13 protein-coding genes are annotated in these 22,369 nt (G+C 69.0%); 8 read left to right on the forward strand and 5 right to left on the reverse strand.

The annotated features are described in order from the left end of the window. Positions 1-134 precede the first annotated feature (134 nt). Positions 135-11,177 (forward strand): type I polyketide synthase, encoded by an 11,043-nt coding sequence (locus tag G6N26_RS00170; RefSeq protein ID WP_083015548.1) that lies wholly within the window; start codon positions 135-137, stop codon positions 11,175-11,177. A gap of 90 nt (positions 11,178-11,267) precedes the next feature. Here G6N26_RS00170 and G6N26_RS00175 read toward each other — a convergent pair whose 3' ends face one another. Genes G6N26_RS00175 through G6N26_RS00185 form a run of 3 tightly spaced genes read right to left on the reverse strand, consistent with a single transcriptional unit; the run spans position 11,268 to position 13,986 of the window. Further along, positions 11,268-11,699 (reverse strand): PPOX class F420-dependent oxidoreductase, encoded by a 432-nt coding sequence (locus G6N26_RS00175; protein ID WP_083015552.1) that lies wholly within the window; start codon positions 11,697-11,699, stop codon positions 11,268-11,270. A 3-nt stretch (positions 11,700-11,702) separates the two neighbouring features. Then, a complete protein-coding gene (locus G6N26_RS00180) occupies positions 11,703-12,818 on the reverse strand; it encodes an acyl-CoA dehydrogenase family protein (RefSeq protein WP_083015556.1) in 1,116 nt (371 codons plus the stop codon). Positions 12,819-12,825: 7 nt separating this feature from the next. Continuing rightward, positions 12,826-13,986, reverse strand: a complete 1,161-nt coding sequence (locus G6N26_RS00185; RefSeq protein WP_067169027.1) for an acyl-CoA dehydrogenase family protein — start codon at positions 13,984-13,986, stop codon at positions 12,826-12,828. A gap of 200 nt (positions 13,987-14,186) precedes the next feature. On the opposite strand from G6N26_RS00185, the gene G6N26_RS00190 reads away from it, so the two are divergent. Genes G6N26_RS00190 through holA form a run of 3 tightly spaced genes read left to right on the forward strand, consistent with a single transcriptional unit; the run spans position 14,187 to position 17,584 of the window. Continuing rightward, positions 14,187-15,044: a ComEA family DNA-binding protein gene (locus G6N26_RS00190; protein WP_083015559.1), complete on the forward strand. Its 858-nt coding sequence runs from the start codon at positions 14,187-14,189 to the stop codon at positions 15,042-15,044. A gap of 5 nt (positions 15,045-15,049) precedes the next feature. Continuing rightward, complete coding sequence (locus tag G6N26_RS00195; RefSeq protein WP_232067514.1) at positions 15,050-16,600, forward strand: ComEC/Rec2 family competence protein; 1,551 nt, start codon at positions 15,050-15,052, stop codon at positions 16,598-16,600. Between the two features lie 30 nt (positions 16,601-16,630). Next, positions 16,631-17,584 carry a DNA polymerase III subunit delta gene (gene holA / locus G6N26_RS00200; RefSeq protein WP_095578155.1) on the forward strand — a complete coding sequence of 318 codons (954 nt, stop codon included), beginning with the start codon at positions 16,631-16,633 and terminating at the stop codon, positions 17,582-17,584. Positions 17,585-17,594: 10 nt separating this feature from the next. Here holA and rpsT read toward each other — a convergent pair whose 3' ends face one another. Next, entirely contained in the window at positions 17,595-17,855 is a 261-nt protein-coding gene (rpsT, locus tag G6N26_RS00205; protein ID WP_067171559.1) for a 30S ribosomal protein S20, read from the reverse strand. A 145-nt stretch (positions 17,856-18,000) separates the two neighbouring features. On the opposite strand from rpsT, the gene G6N26_RS00210 reads away from it, so the two are divergent. From G6N26_RS00210 to G6N26_RS00220, 3 genes are read left to right on the forward strand one after another with little or no spacing between them, the layout of a single operon-like run. Then, positions 18,001-19,650, forward strand: a complete 1,650-nt coding sequence (locus G6N26_RS00210) for a circularly permuted type 2 ATP-grasp protein (protein ID WP_067171561.1) — start codon at positions 18,001-18,003, stop codon at positions 19,648-19,650. After that, complete coding sequence (locus G6N26_RS00215; protein ID WP_067171562.1) at positions 19,650-20,627, forward strand: alpha-E domain-containing protein; 978 nt, start codon at positions 19,650-19,652, stop codon at positions 20,625-20,627. The genes G6N26_RS00210 and G6N26_RS00215 overlap by 1 nt, the downstream gene beginning before the upstream one ends. After that, a complete protein-coding gene (locus G6N26_RS00220) occupies positions 20,627-21,466 on the forward strand; it encodes a transglutaminase family protein (protein ID WP_083015565.1) in 840 nt (279 codons plus the stop codon). The genes G6N26_RS00215 and G6N26_RS00220 overlap by 1 nt, the downstream gene beginning before the upstream one ends. A gap of 13 nt (positions 21,467-21,479) precedes the next feature. Here G6N26_RS00220 and G6N26_RS00225 read toward each other — a convergent pair whose 3' ends face one another. Next, complete coding sequence (locus G6N26_RS00225) at positions 21,480-21,839, reverse strand: winged helix-turn-helix transcriptional regulator (RefSeq protein ID WP_067171566.1); 360 nt, start codon at positions 21,837-21,839, stop codon at positions 21,480-21,482. Positions 21,840-21,932: 93 nt separating this feature from the next. Here G6N26_RS00225 and G6N26_RS00230 point away from each other — a divergent pair, with 93 nt between their 5' ends. Further along, positions 21,933-22,313 (forward strand): DoxX family protein, encoded by a 381-nt coding sequence (locus tag G6N26_RS00230; protein WP_179960270.1) that lies wholly within the window; start codon positions 21,933-21,935, stop codon positions 22,311-22,313. Positions 22,314-22,369: the final 56 nt, after the last annotated feature.

A 22,369-nucleotide genomic window follows, 5' to 3' on the forward strand; every position in this document is an offset into this window, starting at 1 on the left:
GGCGGCGGCCCGCGCGGGCTGCCGCTGCGCGGTGCGGGCGCTGCACATGTGGTGTGGGCCTCCGGACATGATTCTCCGAGCGCAACTGGGCGCCCGCGGGGATCGATCTTGACCGGCCAAGAGAGGACAAGCGCATGGCATCCGTCGAAGGTCTGGGGGAATCGGCATCGGGTTTTGCGATCGTTGGCTATGCGGCGCGATTTCCGGGAGCCGCTGATGCGGACGAGTTCTGGGATGTCTTGCGGCACGGCCGGGATGCGATATCCGAAGTGCCGCAGGACAGGTGGGATGTCGACGAATTCTTCGACCCGGAGCCGGGTGCGCCGGGCAAGGTCGTCACCCGTCGGGCGGGCTTCGTCGACGACGTGACGGGGTTTGACGCCCCGTTCTTCGGCGTGTCGACGCGCGAGGTCAGGCTGATGGACCCGCAGCACCGGATCTTGCTGGAAACGGCGTGGCGCGCGGTGGAGCATTCGGGCTACGCGCCAACGGATCTGGCTGACAGCAACACGGGTGTCTTCGTCGGTCTGGCCACGCACGACTACCTGGGCATGGCCTCCGACGAGCTGACCTATCCCGAGATCGAGGCCTACATGGCCATCGGGACGTCGAACGCCGCCGCCGCGGGCCGGATCAGCTATCGGTTGGGGCTGCAGGGCCCGTCGGTCGCCGTCGACACCGCGTGCAGCTCGTCGCTGGTGGCCATCCACCAGGCGTGCCAGGCGCTGCGCTTGGGGGAATGCGACCTCGCGCTGGCCGGCGGGGCGAACGTCCTGCTCACCCCGGCCACGATGATCACGTTCTCCAGCGCGCACATGCTCGCGCCCGACGGCCGGTGCAAGACATTCGACGCGGCCGCCGATGGCTACGTGCGCGGCGAGGGATGCGGCGTCATCGTGATCAAGCGCCTCGAGGACGCGATCCGCGACGGGGATCGGATTCGGGCCGTGATCCGGGGCAGCGCGATCAACCAGGATGGCGCCTCGGGTGGATTGACTGTTCCGAACGGGGTTGCCCAGCAGCGGGTCATCGCCGATGCACTCAAGCGTGCCGACCTCGAGCCCCGCGATGTCGGGTACCTGGAAGCGCACGGCACCGGGACATCGCTGGGCGACCCGATCGAGGCCCAGGCCGCCGGCGCGGTGCTGGGGGCCGGGCGCGAACCCGACCAGCCCCTGCTGATGGGCTCGGTGAAGACGAATATCGGGCACCTGGAAGCGGCCGCGGGCATCGCGGGCGTGATCAAGGTGATCCTGTCCCTCGAGAACGAGCTGCTGCCGCAGCACCTCCACTTTCAGAACCCGTCGCCCCACATCCCCTGGGAACGGCTGGCGGTGGAAGTCGTCAAGGAAGCCACGCCGTGGAAACGCAACGGGCAGCGGCGCATTGCGGGGATCAGCTCATTCGGGTTCGCCGGGACCAACGCTCACGTCATTCTGGAGGAAGCGCCGGAGCACGCGCTCCCGGCCCCCGCGGCAGCGGCCCCGGTCGGGCCGTCCGGGGACCGGCGGTTCAGCATCCTTCCGCTGTCGGCTCGAACGCCCGCCGCGTTGATGCGGCTCGCCGACGACTACCGCGCCTGGCTGGGCGCGAACCCGGAGGCCACCCTCGCGGACGTGTGCCTTACCGCCGGGGCGGGGCGAGCGCACTTGGAGCAGCGCGCCGCGTTGGTGGTCAACTCGCGGGAATCCGCCATGGAGCTGCTGGGCGCGCTCGCCGAGGAGCGCCCGGCGCCCGGCCTGTTCCGCGGCGAATCCCATGACACCCCGAAGACGGCGTGGCTGTTCACCGGTCAGGGCAGCCAATACCCCGGCATGGCCCGGGAGTTGTTCGACACCGAGCCGGTGTTCGCCGAGACGCTGAATCGTTGCGCGGCCGCGGTCGCCGATGTTCTCGAAAAGCCGTTGCTGGACGTCATTTTCGACGTGGACAGTCCGGACAGCGAGGCGACGCTGCAGCAGACCTCATACGCGCAGCCCGCCCTGTTCGCGGTGGAACTGGGCCTGGCCCGGCTGTGGCAGTCGTGGGGCTTCGAGCCCGACGTCGTGCTGGGCCACAGCGTCGGCCAGTATTCGGCGGCCTGCGTCGCGGGGGTGCTCAGCCTCGAGGACGGCGCGCTGTTGATGGCCGAACGCGGTCGTTTGTTCGGCAGCTTGCCTTCCGGTGGCCGGATGGTCGCGGTGTTCGCCGCCGCCGAGCGCGTCGAGCGACTGACCGACGAATTTCCCAGCCTGTCCGTCGCCGCCTACAACGGCGTCAACACCGTATTGTCCGGGCCGGCAGCCGATCTGGAACACGCGGTGGCCGCATTGACGGCCGACGGTTTGCGGTGCGACTGGCTTGATACCAGCCACGCGTTCCACTCAGCGCTGCTCGACCCGATCCTCGATGAATTCGAATCGTCCGCGAGGCGGTTCAACTTCGCGACGCCACAACGGATTTTGATCGACAACCGCACCGGGACCGCGCTCGGCCGCAGCGTGAAGCTCGACGGCGCCTATTGGCGCCGGCACGCGCGCCAGCCCGTGGAATTCGCCAAGAGCGTGCGCACGCTCGCCGAGCTGAACTGCAAGGTGCTGCTCGAGATCGGCCCCCGGCCGGTGCTCACCGCCGCGGCCCTCGGCGCGTGGCCCGACCCCGCCACCGCACCCCGGGTGATCACGTCGCTGCGCCGCAACACCGCTGACCACCGGCAGATCACCGAAGCGGTCGCCGACGCGTATGTCCTTGGACACCAGCCCGATTTCACCGCCTTCCGGCGGGCGCACGCGCGCAAGCTCGACCTGCCCACCTACCCGTTCGAGCGCCGTCAATACTGGTTCCGGGACGATCGCGAGCGCCCAGACCAAGCCCAGGACGCCGGCGGACCGCGTACCGAAACCGTCCGCCTCCTCGAGGACGGCCGGATCGAGGAACTCGCTGCCCTACTCGGCGGTGCGAGCGACGACCAGCAAACCCTGCAGGTGCTCACCAAGCTTGCGGCGCAACACAATCAACAGCGCATGACCCGCTCCATCGGGGACGACCGCTACGAGATCCGCTGGGACAAGTCGGCTTCTCCGCTCTCGCGCGCAGACGTGGACGAGGGATGCAGCTGGATCGTCGTCGCCGACGATGCCGATGCGGTCCAGCCACTGGTCGACGCCCTGACGGCGGGTAACCGCCCGCACCGGGTCCTGGGGTTGCCGGTCTCCGACGCGGACGAGGAACGCCTCACGGAGACGTTGCGCGCCGCGGCAACCGACGACGCGACGTTGCGCATCGTGCACGTCGCCGCGCTGGAGGGCGGGGCCGCACCCTCGATGCGGTCACTGCTGGGCATGCAACACCGGGTCCTGGGCGGAACCCGGCGGCTCTTTAGGGCCGCGGTGGCCGCCGAACTACGCAGCCCCATTTGGATCGTGACCCGCGGCGCGCAACGCGTCACCGACACGGACACGGTGGCGCCGCATCAGAGCTGCCTGTGGGGATTCGGCCGTGCGGCGTCGCTGGAGATCCCGCACGTGTGGGGTGGACTCGCGGACCTGTCGCACGGCGGTGACGCCGCCGACGAATGGTCTGAGCTCGTCGACCGGATCGGCGTGCCGCATGGCTCGGCCGTCCGGGAAGACCAACTCGCGCTGCGTGATCGGGCGGTCTACACGCCTCGCTTGGTCCGGCGTAGTGGTTCGCCGAGCGGGACACCGCTGCAACTGCGCGACGACGCAACATATTTGGTGACCGGCGGACTGGGCGCGATCGGGCTGGAGATCGCCGGATACCTGGCGGCGAACGGCGCCCGGAATGTGGTGCTGACCGGCCGACGCGCTCCCAGCGATGCCGCGCAACAGCGCATCGACGCCCTGGGCGCACAGCACGGCTGCCAGATCCGCGTCGTGGCCGCTGATGTCGCCGATGCGCACGACGTCGCACGCCTGCTGGGAAGCGTGCAGGCCGAGCTGCCGCCGCTGGCCGGCATCGTGCACGCCGCAGGCGAGATCGGCACCACCCCCCTGAGCGCGCTGGAGGACGCCGAGGTCGATCGCGTCTTCGCCGGCAAGGTCTGGGGCGCTTGGCATTTGAGTGAAGCGGCGGCCGACCTCAAGCTCGACTTCTTCATCAGCACGTCCTCGATCGCCTCGGTGTGGGGCGGATACGGCCAGACCGCCTACGGCGCCGCGAACGCCTTCCTCGACGGGCTGGCGTGGCGCCTGCGCGAGCAGGGCATCTTCGCCGTCAGCGTCAACTTCGGGCCTTGGTCGGCGGGCATGGCCGACGCGCAATCCCGCGCGCGACTGGATCAGCGCGGAGTCCGGACCCTGTCTCCCGCCGATGCGCTCGCGGGTCTGGCCGACGCGGTGGCGGCCGCCACGGCGCAAGGTGTGGTGGCTCGCATCGACTGGGCCCGCTTCTTGCCGCTCTATCAGCAAGCCGGTAGGCGGGCGTTCCTGGCGGAGCTGGAGCGCGAGGTGCCCAGCCTGGCGTCTACCGCGGGGCCTTCCGCGACTGTCGGGGGGAAGACCGCGTTGGTCGAGCGGCTCACCGGCGCTCCGGTGCAGCAGCGCAGGAAACTGCTCACCGACTACCTGCGCGACGCGGTCGCCGAGGTGACACGCGTCGATGCCGACGAGATCCGGGAGGACGCAGGCTTTTTCGACCTTGGCATGGATTCGCTGATGGCAGTCGAACTGCGGCGCCGCATCGAACAGGGGGTGGGCAAGGAGATCCCGGCCACCCTGGCGATGGATCACCCACGGCTGTCGGATGTGGCCGACTACCTGCTCAGCGACGTGCTCGAGCTGGGCGATCAGGGGTCGTCGAAACCACGGCCGCGGCCGGCGTCGGTCGCGCCGACCCGCACGGATGAACCCATCGCGATCGTCGCGGTGTCCTGCCGTTTCCCCGGCGCGCCCGACCCGGAAGCGTTCTGGGAGGTGCTCTCCGGAGGCGTCGACGCGATCCGGGAGGTCCCGGAGGACCGATTCGACATCGACGAGTTCTACGACCCGGACCCCGACGTGCCGGGCAAGACTTACACGCGGTTCGGCGGATTCCTCGACGAGATCGATGGGTTCGATCCCGAGTTCTTCGGCATTTCACCCCGCGAGGCCGTTTGGATCGAGCCGCAGCAGCGGCTGATGCTGGAAACGGTCTGGGAGGGCCTCGAACGCGCGGGGTATGCGCCGGCCGCCTTGCGCGGCAGCCGAACCGGGGTCTTCGTCGGAGTGGCCGCCAACGAGTATGCGCACCTGCTGTCGGCGGAGCCGGTCGACAAGATCGAGCCCCACTTCATCACTGGCAATGCACTCAACGCCATCTCCGGTCGGGTCGCCTTCGCGCTCGGACTCGAAGGGCCGGCGGTCGCGATCGACACCGCATGCAGCTCGGCGTTGGTCGCCGTCCACCAGGCCTGCCAGGCATTGCACTCCGGTGACTGCGACATGGCGGTGGCCGGCGGCGTGAACGTGTTGCTGAGTCCGGTGACGGTCGTCGCGGCCTCCCGTGCGCGGATGCTGTCCCCGGTCGGGCGCTGCAAGACCTTCGACGCCTCCGCCGACGGTTACGTGCGCAGTGAAGGCTGCGGGATTCTCGTACTGAAGAGGCTGAGCGACGCGGAGCGCGATGGCGATCGGATCTGCGCTGTCATCCCCAGCAGCGCGGTCAACCAGGACGGGGCGTCCAGCGGTCTGACCGTGCCCAATGGTGGTGCACAGCAGCGGCTTATCGGCTCGGTGTTGGCTCGCGCCGGCCTCACGGGCGGGGACGTCGACTATCTCGAGGCGCACGGGACCGGCACGCCACTGGGCGATCCGATCGAGGTACAGGCGGCCGCGGCCGCCTACGGCGACTCCCGCGACGCGGACCGCCCCCTGCTGATGGGCTCGGTGAAGACCAACATCGGGCACACCGAATCAGCTTCCGGCGCAGCGGGTTTGATCAAGGTCGTGTTGTCACTGCAGCACGAGGTCCTGCCGCAAAGCCTGCACTTCGACGAGCCCTCGCCGCACATCCCGTGGGATTCGTTACCGGTGCGGGTCGTGGACACGGCGATGCCGTGGCAGGCCAACGGCAGACCGCGGCGCGCCGGCGTGAGTTCCTTCGGGTTCACGGGCACCAACGCGCACGTGCTGGTCGAGGAGGCGCCGGCGCGCGCCGCCACCGCCGATCGGTCCGTGACCGACGACGCCGCGACGGAGTCGGCGGGCCAGGCTGGAGATGGACAGGCGAGGGTGCTGGCGCTGTCCGCGCGGTCACCGGAAGCGCTGGCGGCGTTGACGCGGCGTTACCAAAAGTGGCTGACCACCCACCCGGACGCGGATCTCGCCGAGGTGTGCCTCACCGCCGGAACGGGCCGCTCGCACTTCGAACACCGCGCCGCCCTGGTCGTGGACTCGGTCGACGGTGCGCGCGAGGCGCTCGCCGAATTGGCCGAGAACCGCCTGCGGCCCGGCGTCGTGCGCGGCGAGCACACCCACCACCCGACGACGGCGTGGTTGTTCACCGGCCAGGGCAGCCAGTATGCGGGGATGGCGCGTGAATTGTTCGACACGGAACCGGTTTTCGCCGAGACCGTGACACGTTGCGCCGACGCGGTCAGCGAGATCCTGCCGCATCCGTTGCTGGAGGTGGTGTTCGCCACCGACCGCGAGACCGGTGGCGCAGCCGGGGAAAGGCTGCGGCACACGTCGTTTGCGCAGCCCGCGCTGTTCGCCGTCGAGATGGGTCTGGCCCGGCTGTGGCAGTCGTGGGGGATCCAGCCCGATGTGGTGCTGGGACACAGCGTCGGCCAGTACGCGGCGGCGTGTGTGGCGGGCGTGTTCAGCATCGAGGACGGCGCCCGGCTGATGGCCGAGCGCGGCCGGATGTTCGGCAGCCTGCCCGAAGGTGGCCGGATGGTCGCGGTGTTCGCCGACGCCAAGCACGTCGAGCAGGCCGCCGGTGAATTTCCGCGAGTGTCGGTCGGGGCCTACAACGGGCCCAACACCGTGCTGTCGGGCCCGGGCGAGGATCTCGAACAGATCGTCGCCAAGTTCGGTGACGAGGGCATCCGTTGCACGTGGCTGCAGACCAGCCACGCCTTCCACTCGCAACTTCTCGATCCGGTGCTCGACGAGTTCGAGTCGTACGCAGCGCAATTCCGGTTCGCCGCCCCGACGATGCCGCTGGTGTGCAACCGCACCGGTGCCGTGCTGACGACGCACACGCCGCTCGACGCCCAGTACTGGCGCAGACATTCCCGGCAGCCGGTGCAGTTCGCCGAGAGTGTGCGCACCGTGGCGGCGCTCGGCTGCTCGGTGCTGATGGAGATCGGGCCGCAACCGGTGCTGACCGGCGCCGCGGTGCAGGTCTGGCCGGAGCACCTGTCCGCACCGCGGGCGATCGTCTCGCTGCGCAAGGGTGTGGGCGATCGACGCCAGATCGCCGACGCACTGGCCGCGGCCTACGTCGGCGGGCTCCGCCCCGATTTCGCTGCGCTGCATGGTCAGCCGCGTCGCAGGCTCGAGTTGCCCACCTATCCGTTCCAGCGGCGCCGCTTCTGGCCCAGGACGTCCGGCATCGCCTCCGACGGAGGGGCCGGCTCGTCCTCGGGCCTGCTCGGCAACGCGAAGGACCTCGCCTCGGGAGACTCGGTCTACACCAGCAGGCTGTCGGTCAAATCGCAGCCGTGGCTGTCCGATCACGTCATCTACGGGACCGTCGTCGTCCCCGGCGCGACCTACGCGGCGATGGCCCTGGCCGCGGTCGGCGCCCCGGCGCGGGTGAAGGATGTCTTCTTCTACGAGCCGATCATCTTGCCCGAGAAGAGTTCTCGTGAGGTGCAGCTCACCCTGCACCCGCTGCAGGACGGCGGTGAGTCCACCTTCCAAGTGCACAGCCGCCCGTACGGTGAACGCGGCGCCGAATGGTCGTTGAACGCCGAGGGCACGGTCAGCGCCGGCACGGACGATGACCCGGTGTCCGAGGACGATCCGATCGACGAAACGATCGAGCGCCTGAACCGCATGCGTCCGCAGGAGCTGTTCGAGACCTTCGCCGATTTGGAGCTGGCGTGGGGGCCGACCTGGTCGGGTTCCCTGAAGTCACTCTGGCTCGGAGAGGGCGAGGCGATCGGCGACATCCTCGTCGGCGAGGAACTCGCCGAACAGCTCGGCAGCGAACCGATGCATCCGGTGTTGATGGACCTGTGCACCGGTGTCGCCTTCCCGGCCTTCCCCGCGCTGCTCGCGGCCGAACAGGGCGTCAACGATCTGTTCCTGCCGCTGCGCTACGGGCAAGTGGCATTGCGGGAGAAGATGCCGCGGCGGTTCTACTGCCGCGCGAGGTGGCACAGCAGCGAACTCAACGCCGAAACCCAGGTCTTCGACCTCGATTTCGTCGATCGGGACGGCCGTCACCTGGGCGGAATTCGTGAGTTCACGGTCAAGCGCGCACCGCGCGAGGCATTGCTGCGCGGCCTGGGTGGGGATGCCACCCGGTTGCTCTACACCCTCGGCTGGCACGAGGTGCCGCCGCCGGCGGGCGACGACGCCGGGGAGACCACCGGCACCTGGCTGATCGCCGGCTTCGAGGAACTGGCCGCCAAGGTGCCGGGCTGCATCCCGCTCGACCGCGCCAACGATCCGGATCCGTTGGGGCAGGTGCTGACTCAAGCCCACGAGCGTGGGCTGCCGTTCTCCGGTGTCGTCTGGCGCAGCAAGGCGCCGAACGGGGAAGAGTCGAGCGCGGACGTCACGGCGCGCCTCGAGAGCGAAATCGCCAATCTGCTCAGCGCCGTGCACACCGTGCAACGCGGCGATGTGAAGTTGCCCGGCGGATTGTGGATCGTCACCGAGCGTGCGGTGGCCACCGAATCCGGCGAGCCGGTCGACCCGGTGCAGGCGGCGCTGTGGGGTTTCGGTCGCACCACGATCAACGAAGAGCCGGCGCTGCGCGCCAAACTCGTTGATTGCGACGGCTCACCCGATGCCGTGCGCGCCTTGGCCGCGCTGCTGGCCACCCCGGTGGACGAGCCGGAACTGGCGGTGCGGCAAGGAAAGCTGCTGGCCTCACGGCTGTTGCCGTGGGCGCGCAGCGGCCATCTGACGGTGCCGCGCGGGCGCGACTACGTCCTGGCGCCCACCGAACGCGGCGCGATCGACAACCTGCGGCTGACCGAGGCGGACGTGCCGCCGCCGGACGAGGGTTACGTGCAGGTCCGGGTCGAGGCCGCAGGTCTCAACTTCCGCGACGTGCTCAACGTCCTCGGCCTCTACCCGGGCGATCCTGGACCGATCGGTGGCGACTTCGCCGGCGTCGTCACCCAATTGGGCGATGGCGTCACCGGAGTCGAAGTGGGGCAACGCGTCTACGGCTCCATGCAGGGCGCGTTCTCCAGCCGGTTCAACGTGCCGGCCCAGTTCCTGGCGCCGATCCCGGACGGGGTGAGCGCGGTCGAGGCGGCCACCATTCCCGCCGCGGCGCTGACGGTGCGGCTGTCCTTCGACTGGGCGCAGCTGAAGCCTGGCGACAAGGTCCTCATCCACGCCGCCAGCGGCGGTGTGGGTCTGGCGGCGGTCCAGATGGCCCAGCAGTTCGGTGCCGAAGTGTTCGCCACGGCCAGCACCTTCAAACGCGCAACCCTGCGCAAGCTGGGCGTGAGGCACGTCTACGACTCGCGCACAACGGATTTCGCCGATCAGATCCTGGCCGACACCGACGGTGCCGGCGTGGACGTCGTCCTGAACTCCCTGACCAGCGAAGGGTTCATCGAGGCGACGCTGAAGGCCACCGCCAAGAACGGCCGCTTCGCCGAGATCGCCAAACGCGACATCTGGACACCCGAGCAGATGGCCGAGGCGCGCCCCGATATCGCCTACGAGATCGTGGCGTTGGACACGGTGATGTTCACCGAACCCGATCGCATTCGCGACTTGCTCACCGAGGTGTCGCAAGGTTTGGCCGATGGTGCGTGGACGCCGTTACCCGCCGAAATCTATCCGCTGACCGAGGCGAGGGCCGCGTTCCGCCGCATGCAGCAGGCGCGGCACATCGGCAAGATCGTGGTCCAGATACCGAATCCGCTGCAGCCGCGGCCTGATCGGAGCTACCTGATCACCGGCGGACTCGGCGCGATCGGTCTGCACACGGCGTCGTATCTGGCCCAACTCGGTGCCGGTGACATTGTGCTGACCAGTCGGCGTGAGCCGGGTGCGGACGCGCAACGGCTGATCGAGGACATCACCGAGCGTTACAAGTGCCGCATCCATGTCTTCGCCGCCGATGTCGGCGACGAGGCCGAGGTGGCGAGGGTGCTGGAGCGCATCCGCGCGGAGTTGCCGCCCCTGGCCGGGGTGGCGCATCTGGCGGGTGTGCTCGACGATGCGCTGCTGTCACAGCAGACCTTGGAGCGCTTCCGAACGACGCTGGCGCCCAAGGCAGTTGGGGCTTACCACCTGGACAGGCTGACGAAGGACGATGAGCTGGACTTCTTCCTCGTGTCGTCGTCGGTGTCGAGCCTGTTGGGTTCGCCCGGCCAGTCCAATTACGCGACCGCCAACGCGCTGCTCGACGGGCTGGTCGCGCAGCGACGGGCGCACGGCTTACCGGCCACCGGCGTCAACTTCGGTCCCTGGGCCCAGGGGGGCATGGCCTCCTCGGAGGCCGCGACCGCCAATATCAGTGCGCAGGGCCTGATTCCGCTGGAACCATCGGCAGCCCTCGGCGCCCTCGCCGAGGTCGTCGCGAACGGCACCGGCCAGGCCACCGTCCTCAAGGCCAACTGGCAGCGCGCCGCCAAGGTGCTGGGCAGTTCGCGTCCGCCGATCCTGGATCTGGTGTTGCCCAGCGCCGCCGGAGAGGTGACCGGTGACAGTGAGTTGCTCAAGCAGCTGATGGAGATTCCGGTGCCCCAGCGCGCCGGATTCGTCACGGAGTTCCTGCAGCGGGAGGTGCAGAACTTCCTGCGGCTCGCGTCGCCGCCCGCCGCGAGCAGTCGGTTCCTGGACCTGGGCACGGATTCGCTCATGGCGATCGAGCTCCGCAACCGGCTGCACAGTCAGTTCGGCGGCAAGTTCACGATCAACGCGACGGCGGTCTTCGACTATCCGACCATCGGAGGGCTCGCCGAATATCTCGTCGGCCAGCTGCCCGATGCGGATTCAGGGTCGGCCCCGCCATCGGACGACGTGGAATCGGTTGCGGCACCGCAGCCGTCGTGATCTGCGGGGGTGTGGTCCCGCGAACGTCGAGTTGTGGCGCGCCAGGTCGGCGTGTCGGCCGCACAACTCGACGCTGGGCCCGGGGAGCGCTCAGTCGCTGATGTCGAATCCGGCGACGACTTTGGTCGGCCGTACCCGCACCACCAACTCGCCGGGAACGGCGTTGCGGCGGCCGAATTCGTCGGCGCGGTCGACCCCCATGTAGCGCGCGCCGGTCCGGGTCGCGATGTCCAGCACGTCCTGCGGGTCATCGCTGAGCGTGGCCACGCCCTGGATCTGCACGAAGGAATACGGCGGATGGGGGTCGTCCACGCAGATCACCACTCGCGAATCCCGGGCTAACGCACGCCCTTTCGCGGTATCACGGCCGGTGTTGAACGCCACCTGGCCATCGTCGACGACGAACCAGACCGGCGCGACCAACGGGCGGCCGTCGGCGGCGAGGTAACCCAGCATCCCGGTGCGGGTGCCGGCTAACAGGAATGAGACAACCCTTTCGGACAGCTCGGCCTGCTCGGCCATCGGCTAGAGGCGGACCAGGTCGTAGTCGCCGATATGGTCAATCAGGTTGTGCAGGTGCTCACCCGAGGTGCCCAGGGTGTGTTCGATGGCGGTGAGCCGGGCGGCGTAGTGGCTGATCGGGTACTCCGCGGTCACCCCGATGCCGCCGTGCATCTGGATCGACTCCTGCGCGATGTGCCGGCCCGAGCGACCGATCTGCAGCTTGGCCCGCGAGGCGATCACCGGGTCGAGGTTGCCGTCGGCGATCGACATCGCCGAGTACAGGCTCATGCTGCGGGCCAGTTCCAGAGACACGTACATGTCGGCGGCGCGCTGGGTCAATGCCTGGAACTTGTTGAGCGTGACACCGAACTGCTTGCGGGTCTTGAGGTAATCGGTGGTCAGCCGCAGCGATTCCTCCATCGCCCCGAGCGCCTCGGCGCACAGCGCCGACTGGATGCGGACGACGGCGTTGCGGATTGCGTCCGACGCGTCGACCGCCTCACCCAGGGGTTCGGCGGCGGCGGAGTCGAGATCGATCTGGGCGCCGCGCTGTCCGTCGAAGGTCCGGTACGGCTGCCGTGTCACGGACTTTGCAGAGCCCGCGTCGACCAGGAACAGGCCGGTGCCGCCGTCGGGCAGGGCGGCGCTGACCACCAGGGTGTCGGCGCAGTCCCCGGCGAGCACCGGGTTCTTCCGGCCGTTCACGGTCCACGAATCACCTTGCTGCGCAGCCTTGGTGGTCAACTCGGCGGACGGCTTGCGTTGACCCGGTTCGAGGTGCGCGAAGGCCAGCAGCCGTTGCCCGGACGCGACCTCGTCCAGCAGCTGTTTCTGGTCCTGGCTGCCCAGCTCGGCGATCAGCGCGCCGGGCCCCAGCGCGGCGTGCAGGACCGGCTCGGGGGCCAGCCGGCGCCCGATCTCGGTGAGCACCACCGCGATCTCGATCTGGCCGGACTCGTCGGGGTCGAAGCCCAGCCCGAGGATGCCGGTATCGGCGAGCTGGCTCCAGACCTCGCGGCTCCAGCCGAGGTCGGAGCCGATGACCTTGTTGCGGCTTTCCGGGTCATAGGTGCGCGCCAGCAGGTCGCGGGTGGTGTCGCGGAGCAGGGACTGCTCGTCGCTCAACTGAAAGTCCATGGCTGCCTCACAATCCCAGAATGGTGGACGCGATGATGTTGCGTTGCACTTCGCTGCTGCCGCCGTAGATCGACGTCTTGCGGTAGTTGAGGTAGTGCGGCGCACTGTGCTGCGCCCAGGACGGCGACGAGATGTCTTCGCCGTTGGCCGGCAGCGCATCCGGCCCGGCGACCTCGACGAGCAGTTCGGTGGCGATCTGTTGCAGCTGGCTGCCGCGCAGCTTGAGCACCGACGAGGCCGGGTTGGGCTGCCCGTTCGCGGAGTCGGTGACCACCCGCGACTGCGTGAGTTCCAGTGCGAGCAGCTCGTTTTCGGCTTCGGCCAGCCGCGCCGCAAACAACGGGTCTTCGAGCACCCCGGTGGCCGCGGCGTGCTTTTTCACCTCGGCGAGGCGCACCTTGGTGCGGCCCACGCCCGCGATGCCGGTGCGCTCGTTGCCCAGCAGGAACTTGGCGTACGTCCAGCCCTTGTTTTCTTCTCCGACAAGCTGATTGGCCGGTACGCGGACGTCTTCGAAAAAGACCTCGTTGATCTCGTGGCCGCCGTCGATCGTCTTGATGGGCCGCAGCGTGATGCCCGGGGTGTTCATGTCGAAGAGCAGGAACGAGATGCCGGCCTGACGCTTGGGCGCCTGCGGGTCGGTGCGGACCAGGCAGAAGATCCAGTCCGCGTACTGGCCGAGCGTGGTCCAGGTCTTCTGGCCGTTGACGACGTAGCTGTCACCGTCGCGGACCGCGGTGGTGCGCAGCGACGCCAGGTCCGACCCGGCCTCCGGCTCGGAGAACCCCTGGCACCACCAGATGTCGAGGCTGGCAGTCGGGGGCAGGAAGCGTTGTTTGACTTCCTCCGAACCGAATTCGGCGATCACCGGGCCCACCATCTTGGTGTTGAAGTTCAGCGGCTCCGGGACGCATGCCAGCTGCATCTCGTCGGCCCAGATCTGGTGCTGGGTTGGCGTCCAGTCCTTGCCGCCCCACTCGACCGGCCAGTTGGGCACCGCCAAACCGTGCTCGTGCAAGATCTTGTGGCTGGTGACGATGTCGTCGCGGTTCACTTCCGCCGCGCCCTGGCGCACCCGGTCGCGCAACTCCTGAGGAATCTTGGTCGTGTAGACGCTGCGGAGTTCGTCGCGGAACGCGGCTTCCTCGGGTGTGAGCGCCAGTTGCATGGCAGCCTCCTGTCGTTTCGGGATGAACGTGGCGACCCATCGCCCAGAGCTGATTTCTGGCGATACTGGTCGTTCGCTCAACCTCCATCTTGACCCATCCCGCGCGGGCCCTGTGCACAGCCTCGGGTTAATCCACAGATCGGCCCGGAATCGTACTGCGCCGCGGCAGGTGCGGCGGCGGGCGGACCTACGGTCGGCCCATGCGAACAGAACTTCCGGCCGAGCGCCTGCAGCGACGGCTCCGCGCCGAACCGGATGCCGATGCGCGCGCCGAGGACTCCGGGTCGGCCTCGACTGAGGGCGCCCCGAACGACGACCAGAACTCGCTGCTGCCGCGCTGGCTGCCCGACGCATCCCAGGACCGAGGCTGGGTGGCGAAAGTGCGCGCCGACCCCGGACGGGCCGGCGCCATCGGGTTGGCGATCGTGGCGGCGCTGGCGGTGCTCGTCACGGTGTTCACGTTGGTGCGCGACCGGCCCGTGCCGGTGATGTCGGCCAAGCTGCCGCCGGTCGAGAAGGTGTCGACGGCCAGCCCGCGCTCCTCGGCGAGCCCGACCACCGAGCCCGATCACCCTGTGGTGGTCAGCGTGGTCGGCCTGGTGCACACCCCGGGCCTGGTGACGCTTGCGCCCGGCGCCCGCATCGCCGACGCGCTGCAGGCCGCCGGTGGAGCGGTGAACGGCGCCGACACCATCGGACTGAACATGGCCCGACAACTCGGCGACGGTGAGCAGATCGTGGTCGGTCTCGCTCCGGTGCCGGGACAGCCGACGGCGCTGGGCAGTTCGGTGGCCTCCGGTTCGGCACCCACGTCGAAAGCGCCGCCCCCGCGGCCGGGGTCGGAGTCGGTCAAACCGAAGCCGGGCGAGGTCGTCGACCTCAACACCGCGACGATCCAGGAACTCGACGCGTTGCCCGGTGTCGGGCCGGTCACCGCCGCCGCGATCGTGGCGTGGCGGCAGGCCAACGGCAAGTTCACCAGCGTGGACCAGCTCGCCGATGTCGAGGGCATCGGGCCGGCGCGGCTGGAGAAGCTACGCGCCCTGGTCCGTGTCTGACCGGGATGGCCCAGCCCGGGTTGGCCGGCTCGCTCCCGCCGCGTATCGATGTGCGCCTGGTGCCGGCGGCGCTGACCTGCTGGGCGGTGACCGCCGGCGGGATCTGGTGGCCGATCGGGCGGACCCTCGCCTGGTGCGGCGTGGTGGCGATCGGCGCCTCGGCAGCGCTGGCGTGGCGCGCGCTGCACCATCCCGGCCCGGGGGAGCGATTACGGACGGTCAGCGCCGGGTTCGCGGCGATCGGTGTCGTGGGGGCGGGATTCGGGTTCGCGATCGCGCTGCGCACCGACGCGGTCGACCGCCATCCGATCACCATGGCGTACGGCGTGACCGCGGCGGTCACGGTCACCCCCACCGAGAGCCCGGTGTCGTTGGGTAGCGGCCGATTGATGTTTCGGGCCACCCTGCGACGACTACGGGACGACGAGATCTCCGGGCGGGTCGTCGTTTTCGCGCGCGCCGCGGATTTCGGTGGGCTGATGGTGGGACAGCCGCTGCGGTTCAGCGCGCGCATCGGCCGGCCGACGCGGCGCGACCTGACGGTCGCGGTGCTCAACGCGTCGGGCCGGCCGACCGTGGGCGCCGCGGGCGCCGTGCAGACCGCGGCGCACGGTGTGCGCAGTCGGTTCGCCGCGGCGGCCCGTGACACATTGCCCGGCGAGCAGGCCGCGCTGCTGCCCGCACTGGTGCTCGGCGACACCTCGGCGGTGCCCACCGAGACCGGCCGCGACTTCCGCGCTGCCGGCATGACGCACCTGATGGCCGTGTCGGGGGCCAACGTCACGATCGTGTGCGCCGCCGTGTTGTTCTCGGCCCGAATGATCGGCCCCCGAACGGCCGTCGCCCTGGCCGCGCTGGCCCTGGTGGCCTTCGTCGTCGTCGTGCAACCGACCGCGAGCGTGGTGCGGGCCGCGGTGATGGGCGCCATCGCGTTGGCGGGGATGCTGTCTTCGCGTCGGCGGCAAGCCATTCCGGCCCTCGCCGCCACGGTGCTGCTGTTGTTGGCGGTCGCCCCGCAGCTGGCCGTCGACGTCGGGTTCGCGCTGTCGGCGCTCGCCACGGCCGCGCTGATCGTCCTCGCACCGGTCTGGTCGCGGCGGCTGTCGGACAGGGGCTGCCCCAAACCGCTGGCCGATGCGCTGGCCGTCGCCTGGGCCGCGCAGCTCGTCACCGCCCCGCTGGTCGCCGCGATCTCGGGCCGGTTCAGCGTGGTCGCCGCCGGCGCGAACCTCGTCGTGGCGGCCGTGATCGCCCCCATCACGGTGCTGGGCACCGCGGCGGCCGCGCTCTGCCCGGTATGGCCGGGCGCCGCGCGGCTGCTCATTCGCTTCACCGGCCCCGAATTGTGGTGGGTGGGCGGCGTGGCCCGCTGGGCGGCAGGTCTGCCCGGGGCGACGGTCCCCGTGCCGGAGGGCGTGCCCGGCACGCTGCTCGTCGGCGGTGTGACGGTGCTGGCGATCGTGCTGTGGCGGTGGCGCCCGTTCCGCCTCGGGTCGGGGTTGGCCGCGCTGGCCGGGCTGGCCTGGGCGCTGTCCGGGATCGTCGGTCGGTCGTGACACCATCGTGGGGTGAGCGAGGTTTCGCCGTTGCACCTGGTGCTCGGAGACGAGGAGCTGCTGGTCGAGCGGGCGGTGGCCGACCTGCTGCGGTCGGCGCGGAAGCGTGCCGGCAAGGACGCGGACATTCCGGTCAACCGGATGCGGGCGGGTGACGTCAGCACCTACGAGCTCGCCGAGCTGCTGAGCCCCTCGCTGTTCGCTGACGAACGCATCGTCGTGCTCGAGGCCGCCGGCGAAGCGGGCAAAGACGCTGCCGCCGTGATTGTTTCGGCCGCGAGCGACATGCCGGCGGGCGTCGTACTGGTGGTGGTGCACTCGGGCGGCGGCCGGGCCAAGGCGCTGGCCACCGACCTGCAGAAGCTCGGCGCCGAGGTGCACCCGTGCGCCCGGATCACCAAACTCAGCGAACGCGTCGACTTCGTCCGCAAGGAGTTCCGCGCGCTGCGCGTCAAGGCCGACGAGCCGACCGTGACCGCGATGCTGGACGCGGTCGGCTCCGACCTGCGTGAGTTGGCGTCCGCCTGCTCGCAACTGGTCGCCGACACCGGCGGCGCGGTCGACGCCGCCGCGGTGCGCCGCTATCACAGCGGCAAGGCCGAGGTGAAGGGCTTCGACATCGCCGACAAGGCGGTGGCCGGCGACATCGAGGGCGCCGCCGAGGCGTTGCGGTGGGCGATGATGCGGGGCGAGCCGCTGGTGGTGCTGGCGGACGCGCTGGCCGAGGCGATTCACACCATCGGCCGGGTCGGCCCGCTCTCGGGCGATCCCTACCGGATGGCCTCACAGTTGGGGATGCCGCCCTGGCGGGTGCAGAAGGCCCAGAAGCAGGCCCGGAATTGGTCGCGCGACACGGTGGCCGCGGCGATGAAGGTGGTCGCCGCGCTCAACGCGAACGTCAAGGGGGCGGTGGCGGACGCCGACTACGCCCTGGAATCCGCGGTCAGACAGGTCGCCGAGCTAGCCGCCCAGCGCAGCCGCTGAGGCCGAGGCCTCAGAGCTTGTTGAGGGCCTGCGCCAGCGCCGACTTCTTGTTGGCGGCCTGGTTCTTGTGGATCACGCCCTTGCTGGCAGCCTTGTCCAGCTTGCGGTTGGTCGACACCAACAACTCGGCGGCCTTCTCCTTGTCGCCGGCGTGGGTCGCCTCGCGGAACGCGCGGACGGCGGTGCGCAGCGACGACTTCACCGACTTGTTGCGCAAGCGAGCGCGCTCGTTCGTCTTGTTGCGCTTCTGCTGCGACTTGATGTTGGCCACGCTCGAGTTCCTTCTTCGATCAGACGTTTGGTTGGGGCGCCGGAAATCACCACAGCGATTGCCCAGGTTATCAGTGAGTTACGTTTTCTCCCAAAACGGGAACACGTCGGCTGCCAGAACATCGATTTGAGGCAGCATCTGAACAGTGAGTCTGACGAACCAGCTTGAGGAGACCAGGCGGGGTTTTCGCGCTGCGCGTTCTGAGCGGATTTTCGGCGGATACAACACGTCCTCGGACGCCTACGACATGGCCTTCGACGAGATGTTCGACGCCCAGGGCGCCGTTCGCGGCCCCTACAAGGGCATCTACGCCGAACTCGCGCCGTCGGACGCCTCGGACCTCAAGGCTCGCGCCGAAGCGCTCTCCCGCGCGTTCCTCGACCAGGGCATCACCTTCTCTCTGTCGGGGCAGGAGCGGCCCTTTCCGCTGGACTTGGTGCCGCGGGTCATCTCGGCCGCCGAGTGGACCCGGCTCGAGCGCGGCATCACCCAGCGGGTCAAGGCGCTCGAGATGTACCTCGACGACATCTACGGCGACCAGGAAATCCTCAACGACGGGGTGATCCCGCGCCGCTTGATCACCTCCTGCGAGCATTTCCACCGCCAGGCGATGGGCATCGTCCCGCCCAACGGCGTGCGGATCCACGTCGCCGGCATCGATCTGATCCGCGACGAAAAGGGCAATTTCCGGGTCCTCGAGGACAATCTCCGCTCCCCGTCGGGCGTCTCCTATGTGATGGAGAACCGCCGCACGATGGCGCGCGTCTTCCCGAACCTGTTCGCCACGCATCGCGTGCGTTCCGTCGACGACTACGCCAGCCACCTGCTGCGGGCGCTGCGCAACTCCGCGGCCACCAACGAGGCCGACCCGACGGTGGTGGTGCTGACCCCGGGCGTCTACAACTCGGCGTATTTCGAGCATTCGCTGCTGGCCCGTCAGATGGGGGTCGAGCTAGTCGAGGGGCGCGACCTGTTCTGCCGCGACAACCAGGTGTACATGCGCACCACCGAGGGGGAGCGTCAGGTCGACGTCATCTATCGGCGCATCGACGACGCCTTCCTGGACCCGCTGCAGTTCCGTGCCGACTCGGTGCTGGGGGTGGCCGGCCTGGTCAACGCCGCTCGCGCCGGAAACGTCGTCATCTCCAGCGCGATCGGTAACGGCGTCGGCGACGACAAGCTCGTCTACACCTACGTGCCGACCATGATCGAGTACTACCTGGGCGAGAAACCGCTGCTGGCCAACGTCGAGACGATGCGCTGCTGGCTCGACGACGAACGCGAAGAGGTGCTCGACCGGATCGACGAGCTGGTCCTCAAGCCGGTCGAGGGGTCCGGCGGCTACGGCATCGTGTTCGGCCCGGAGGCCTCCGAGAAGGAGTTGGCCGCCGTCGCCAAGAAGATCCGCGACGACCCGCGGAGCTGGATCGCCCAGCCGATGATGGAGCTGTCGACCGTGCCGACGCAGGTCGGCAGCGCGCTGGCCCCCCGCTACGTCGACCTGCGGCCGTTCGCGGTCAACGACGGCAACGACGTGTGGGTGCTACCCGGCGGGCTGACCCGGGTGGCCCTGGTCGAGGGCTCACGGGTGGTCAACTCCAGCCAGGGCGGTGGCTCGAAGGACACCTGGGTGTTGGCGTCGCGGGCAGCAGACGGCGACCACGAGCTCGGGGCCGCCGAAGTGGTCCGGTCGCTGCCGGATTCCATGGCGGACCCGGCCGCGGACGGTCAGGCCGACACCCCACCGGGCAACGAACCACAGCAACAGCAGCAGCAACAGATCGTGATCCGCTGATGCTGGCCCGTAACGCCGAGGCGCTCTACTGGATCGGCCGCTACGTCGAGCGCGCCGACGACACCGCCCGCATTCTGGACGTGGTGCTGCACCAATTGCTCGAGGATTCCAGCGTCGACCCGGATCAGGCCTCGCGCCTGCTGTTGCGCGTACTCGGCATCGATCCACCAGCGCATGACCTGGACGTGTGGTCGTTGACCGATTTGGTCGCCTATAGCACCAACGCCCAGGGTGGCTCCTCGATCGTCGACGCCATCACCGCGGCGCGCGAGAACGCGAAGTCGGCGCGCGAGGTGACGTCCAGCGAGATCTGGGAGTGCCTCAACACCACCTACCACGCCCTGCCCGAACGCGAACGCGCCGCCAAACGCCTTGGGCCACACGACTTCCTGTCGTTCGTCGAGCGGCGGGCGGCGATGTTCGCCGGGCTGGCCGACTCGACGCTGTCCCGGGACGACGGGTATCGCTTCATGGTGTTGGGCCGGGCGATCGAGCGGGTCGACATGACCGTGCGGCTGTTGCTGTCGCGGGTCGGGGACAGCGCCTCGTCCCCGGCGTGGGTGACGCTGTTGCGCTCGGCGGGCGCGCACGATACCTATCTGCGCACCTATCGCGGTGTGCTCGATGCGGGCCGGGTGGTCGAGTTCATGTTGCTCGACCGGCTGTTTCCGCGTTCGGTGTTCTACTCGCTGCGGCTGGCCGAACACAACCTCGACGAACTGGTCCGCACCCGGCAGAGCCGGATCGGGCCCACCGCCGAGGCGCAGCGGTTGCTCGGGCAGGCCCGCAGCGAGCTGGAGTTCGTCCAGCCCGGTGTGCTGCTCGAGACGCTGGAGAGCCGGCTGGCGGGCCTACAACGCACGTGCCGCGATGTCGGGGAAGCCTTGGCGCTGCAGTACTTTCACGTCACGCCGTGGGTGGCGTGGTCGGACGCCGGTCAGCGCGCCCGGCTGGCCAGCAGGAAAGAGGACGGCTGATGTGGCGGCTGCGGGTGGTGCACACCACGGGATACGCCTATCAGTCACCGGTGACCGCCTCCTACAACGAAGCCCGGCTGACGCCGCGGTCGAACAACCGCCAAAACGTCATCCTCAACCGCGTCGAAACCATCCCGGCAACCCGGTCCTACCGCTACATCGACTATTGGGGCACCGCGGTGACGGCGTTCGACTTGCACGCGCCCCATACCGATCTCACGGTGATGTCCTCCTCGGTCGTGGAGACCGAACGCGCCGAGGCGCCACCCGCCGAGGTGGGGTGGGACGAGCTGCGCTCGGATGCGGTGATCGATCGGTTCGACGACCTGCTCCGCCCGACCGAACACGCCCCGGCCAGCAAGCGGGTCGCCTCGGTGGGCAAGAAGATCAGCAAAACCCATGGGCCGGCCGAAGCCGTTGTCGCCGCGGCCAATTGGGTGCGTGAGGAGCTGGACTACCTTCCGGGCACCACCAGCGTGCACTCGTCCGGGCTGGACGCACTGAAGGCGGGCAAGGGTGTCTGCCAGGACTTTGTGCACCTGTCGCTGATGTTGTTGCGCGGCATGGGAATTCCCGCGCACTACGTTTCGGGTTACCTGCATCCCAAACGCGACGCCGTCGTCGGGGACACCGTGGACGGGCGCAGTCACGCCTGGATCGAGGCGTGGACGGGCGCTTGGTGGAGCTTTGACCCCACCAACGACGCCGAGATCACCGAGCAGTACGTGGGTGTGGGTGCGGGTCGCGACTACGCCGATGTTTCGCCGTTAAAGGGCATCTACTCGGGGGAGGGCGCCACCGACCTCGACGTGATCGTGGAGGTGACCCGGCTCGCCTAGCCGGTATGCAGCGCTACCGTGACGTGCGGTTGGCGTTGATCTCCTCGTGGTGCGCCATGGCCCACCGGGCCAGGGAGATCACCAGCGGTAGCAATGTCCGCCCGAGTTCGGTCAATTCGTACTCGACCCGCGGTGGCACCTCGGCGTAGGCGGTGCGGTCGACCAGGCCATCCTCGACCAGATGCTTGAGCGTCAGGGTGAGCATCCGCTGCGAGATGCCTTCCACGGCCGCCTCCAGCGCGCCGAACCGCATTGGCCCGTCACGCAACGTGCCGATTACCAGCAGGCTCCACTTGTCGCCGATGCGATCCAGGACCTCCCGGACCGCGCCGCCCTCGGGTATCCGCGGCGTCTTTCGTGTGACGTTGGTCATAGCGAAGTCTCCGTCCCGGATACATACATCGGTGTGCCTTATGCGGCCGCCCCAGCGCTGACACACGATGTGGCTACGCACAAATAGTAAGGATTGGAGAGCACCGTGAACATTGCTCTGTGGGTCGTGCAGGGTCTGCTCGCATTCGTCTATCTCGTCGCGGGCGGGCTCAAAGTCGTTCGGCCGCGCGAACGACTCGTAGCGTCGGGCCGACTCGACTGGATGAAGGACCACTCGGACGCCGCTGTCAAGGCCGTCGGCGCGGTCGAGATCGCCGGCGCGCTCGGCGTGATCCTGCCCGAGGCAACCGGCATCGCCCGCATCCTGACCCCGATCGCCGCGGTAGGCCTGGTCATCGTGCAGATCGGCGCAATGCGCGTGCACCTGACGCGTAACGAGCGACAACCTTTGCCGATCAACGTGATTCTGCTGCTGCTCGCGGCTTTCGTCACCGTCGGCCGATCCGTAAGTTGAGCCCTCCGCGAGGGTGCCGCTGTCCTCTCGCCCGATGCGCTAGGTAGCCCGACGCC

This window comes from Mycobacterium marseillense (genome assembly GCF_010731675.1).
Lineage (GTDB): Bacteria > Actinomycetota > Actinomycetes > Mycobacteriales > Mycobacteriaceae > Mycobacterium > Mycobacterium marseillense.

Excerpts from the sequence above, each read along its gene's own strand:
- G6N26_RS00170 (WP_083015548.1), top strand. The coding sequence starts at position 135 with ATGGCATCCGTCGAAGGTCTGGGGGAATCGGCATCGGGTTTTGCGATC.
- G6N26_RS00175 (WP_083015552.1), bottom strand. The coding sequence starts at position 11,699 with ATGGCCGAGCAGGCCGAGCTGTCCGAAAGGGTTGTCTCATTCCTGTTA.
- G6N26_RS00180 (WP_083015556.1), bottom strand. The coding sequence starts at position 12,818 with ATGGACTTTCAGTTGAGCGACGAGCAGTCCCTGCTCCGCGACACCACC.
- G6N26_RS00185 (WP_067169027.1), bottom strand. The coding sequence starts at position 13,986 with ATGCAACTGGCGCTCACACCCGAGGAAGCCGCGTTCCGCGACGAACTC.
- G6N26_RS00190 (WP_083015559.1), top strand. The coding sequence starts at position 14,187 with ATGCGAACAGAACTTCCGGCCGAGCGCCTGCAGCGACGGCTCCGCGCC.
- G6N26_RS00195 (WP_232067514.1), top strand. The coding sequence starts at position 15,050 with ATGGCCCAGCCCGGGTTGGCCGGCTCGCTCCCGCCGCGTATCGATGTG.
- G6N26_RS00215 (WP_067171562.1), top strand. The coding sequence starts at position 19,650 with ATGCTGGCCCGTAACGCCGAGGCGCTCTACTGGATCGGCCGCTACGTC.
- G6N26_RS00220 (WP_083015565.1), top strand. The coding sequence starts at position 20,627 with ATGTGGCGGCTGCGGGTGGTGCACACCACGGGATACGCCTATCAGTCA.
- G6N26_RS00225 (WP_067171566.1), bottom strand. The coding sequence starts at position 21,839 with ATGACCAACGTCACACGAAAGACGCCGCGGATACCCGAGGGCGGCGCG.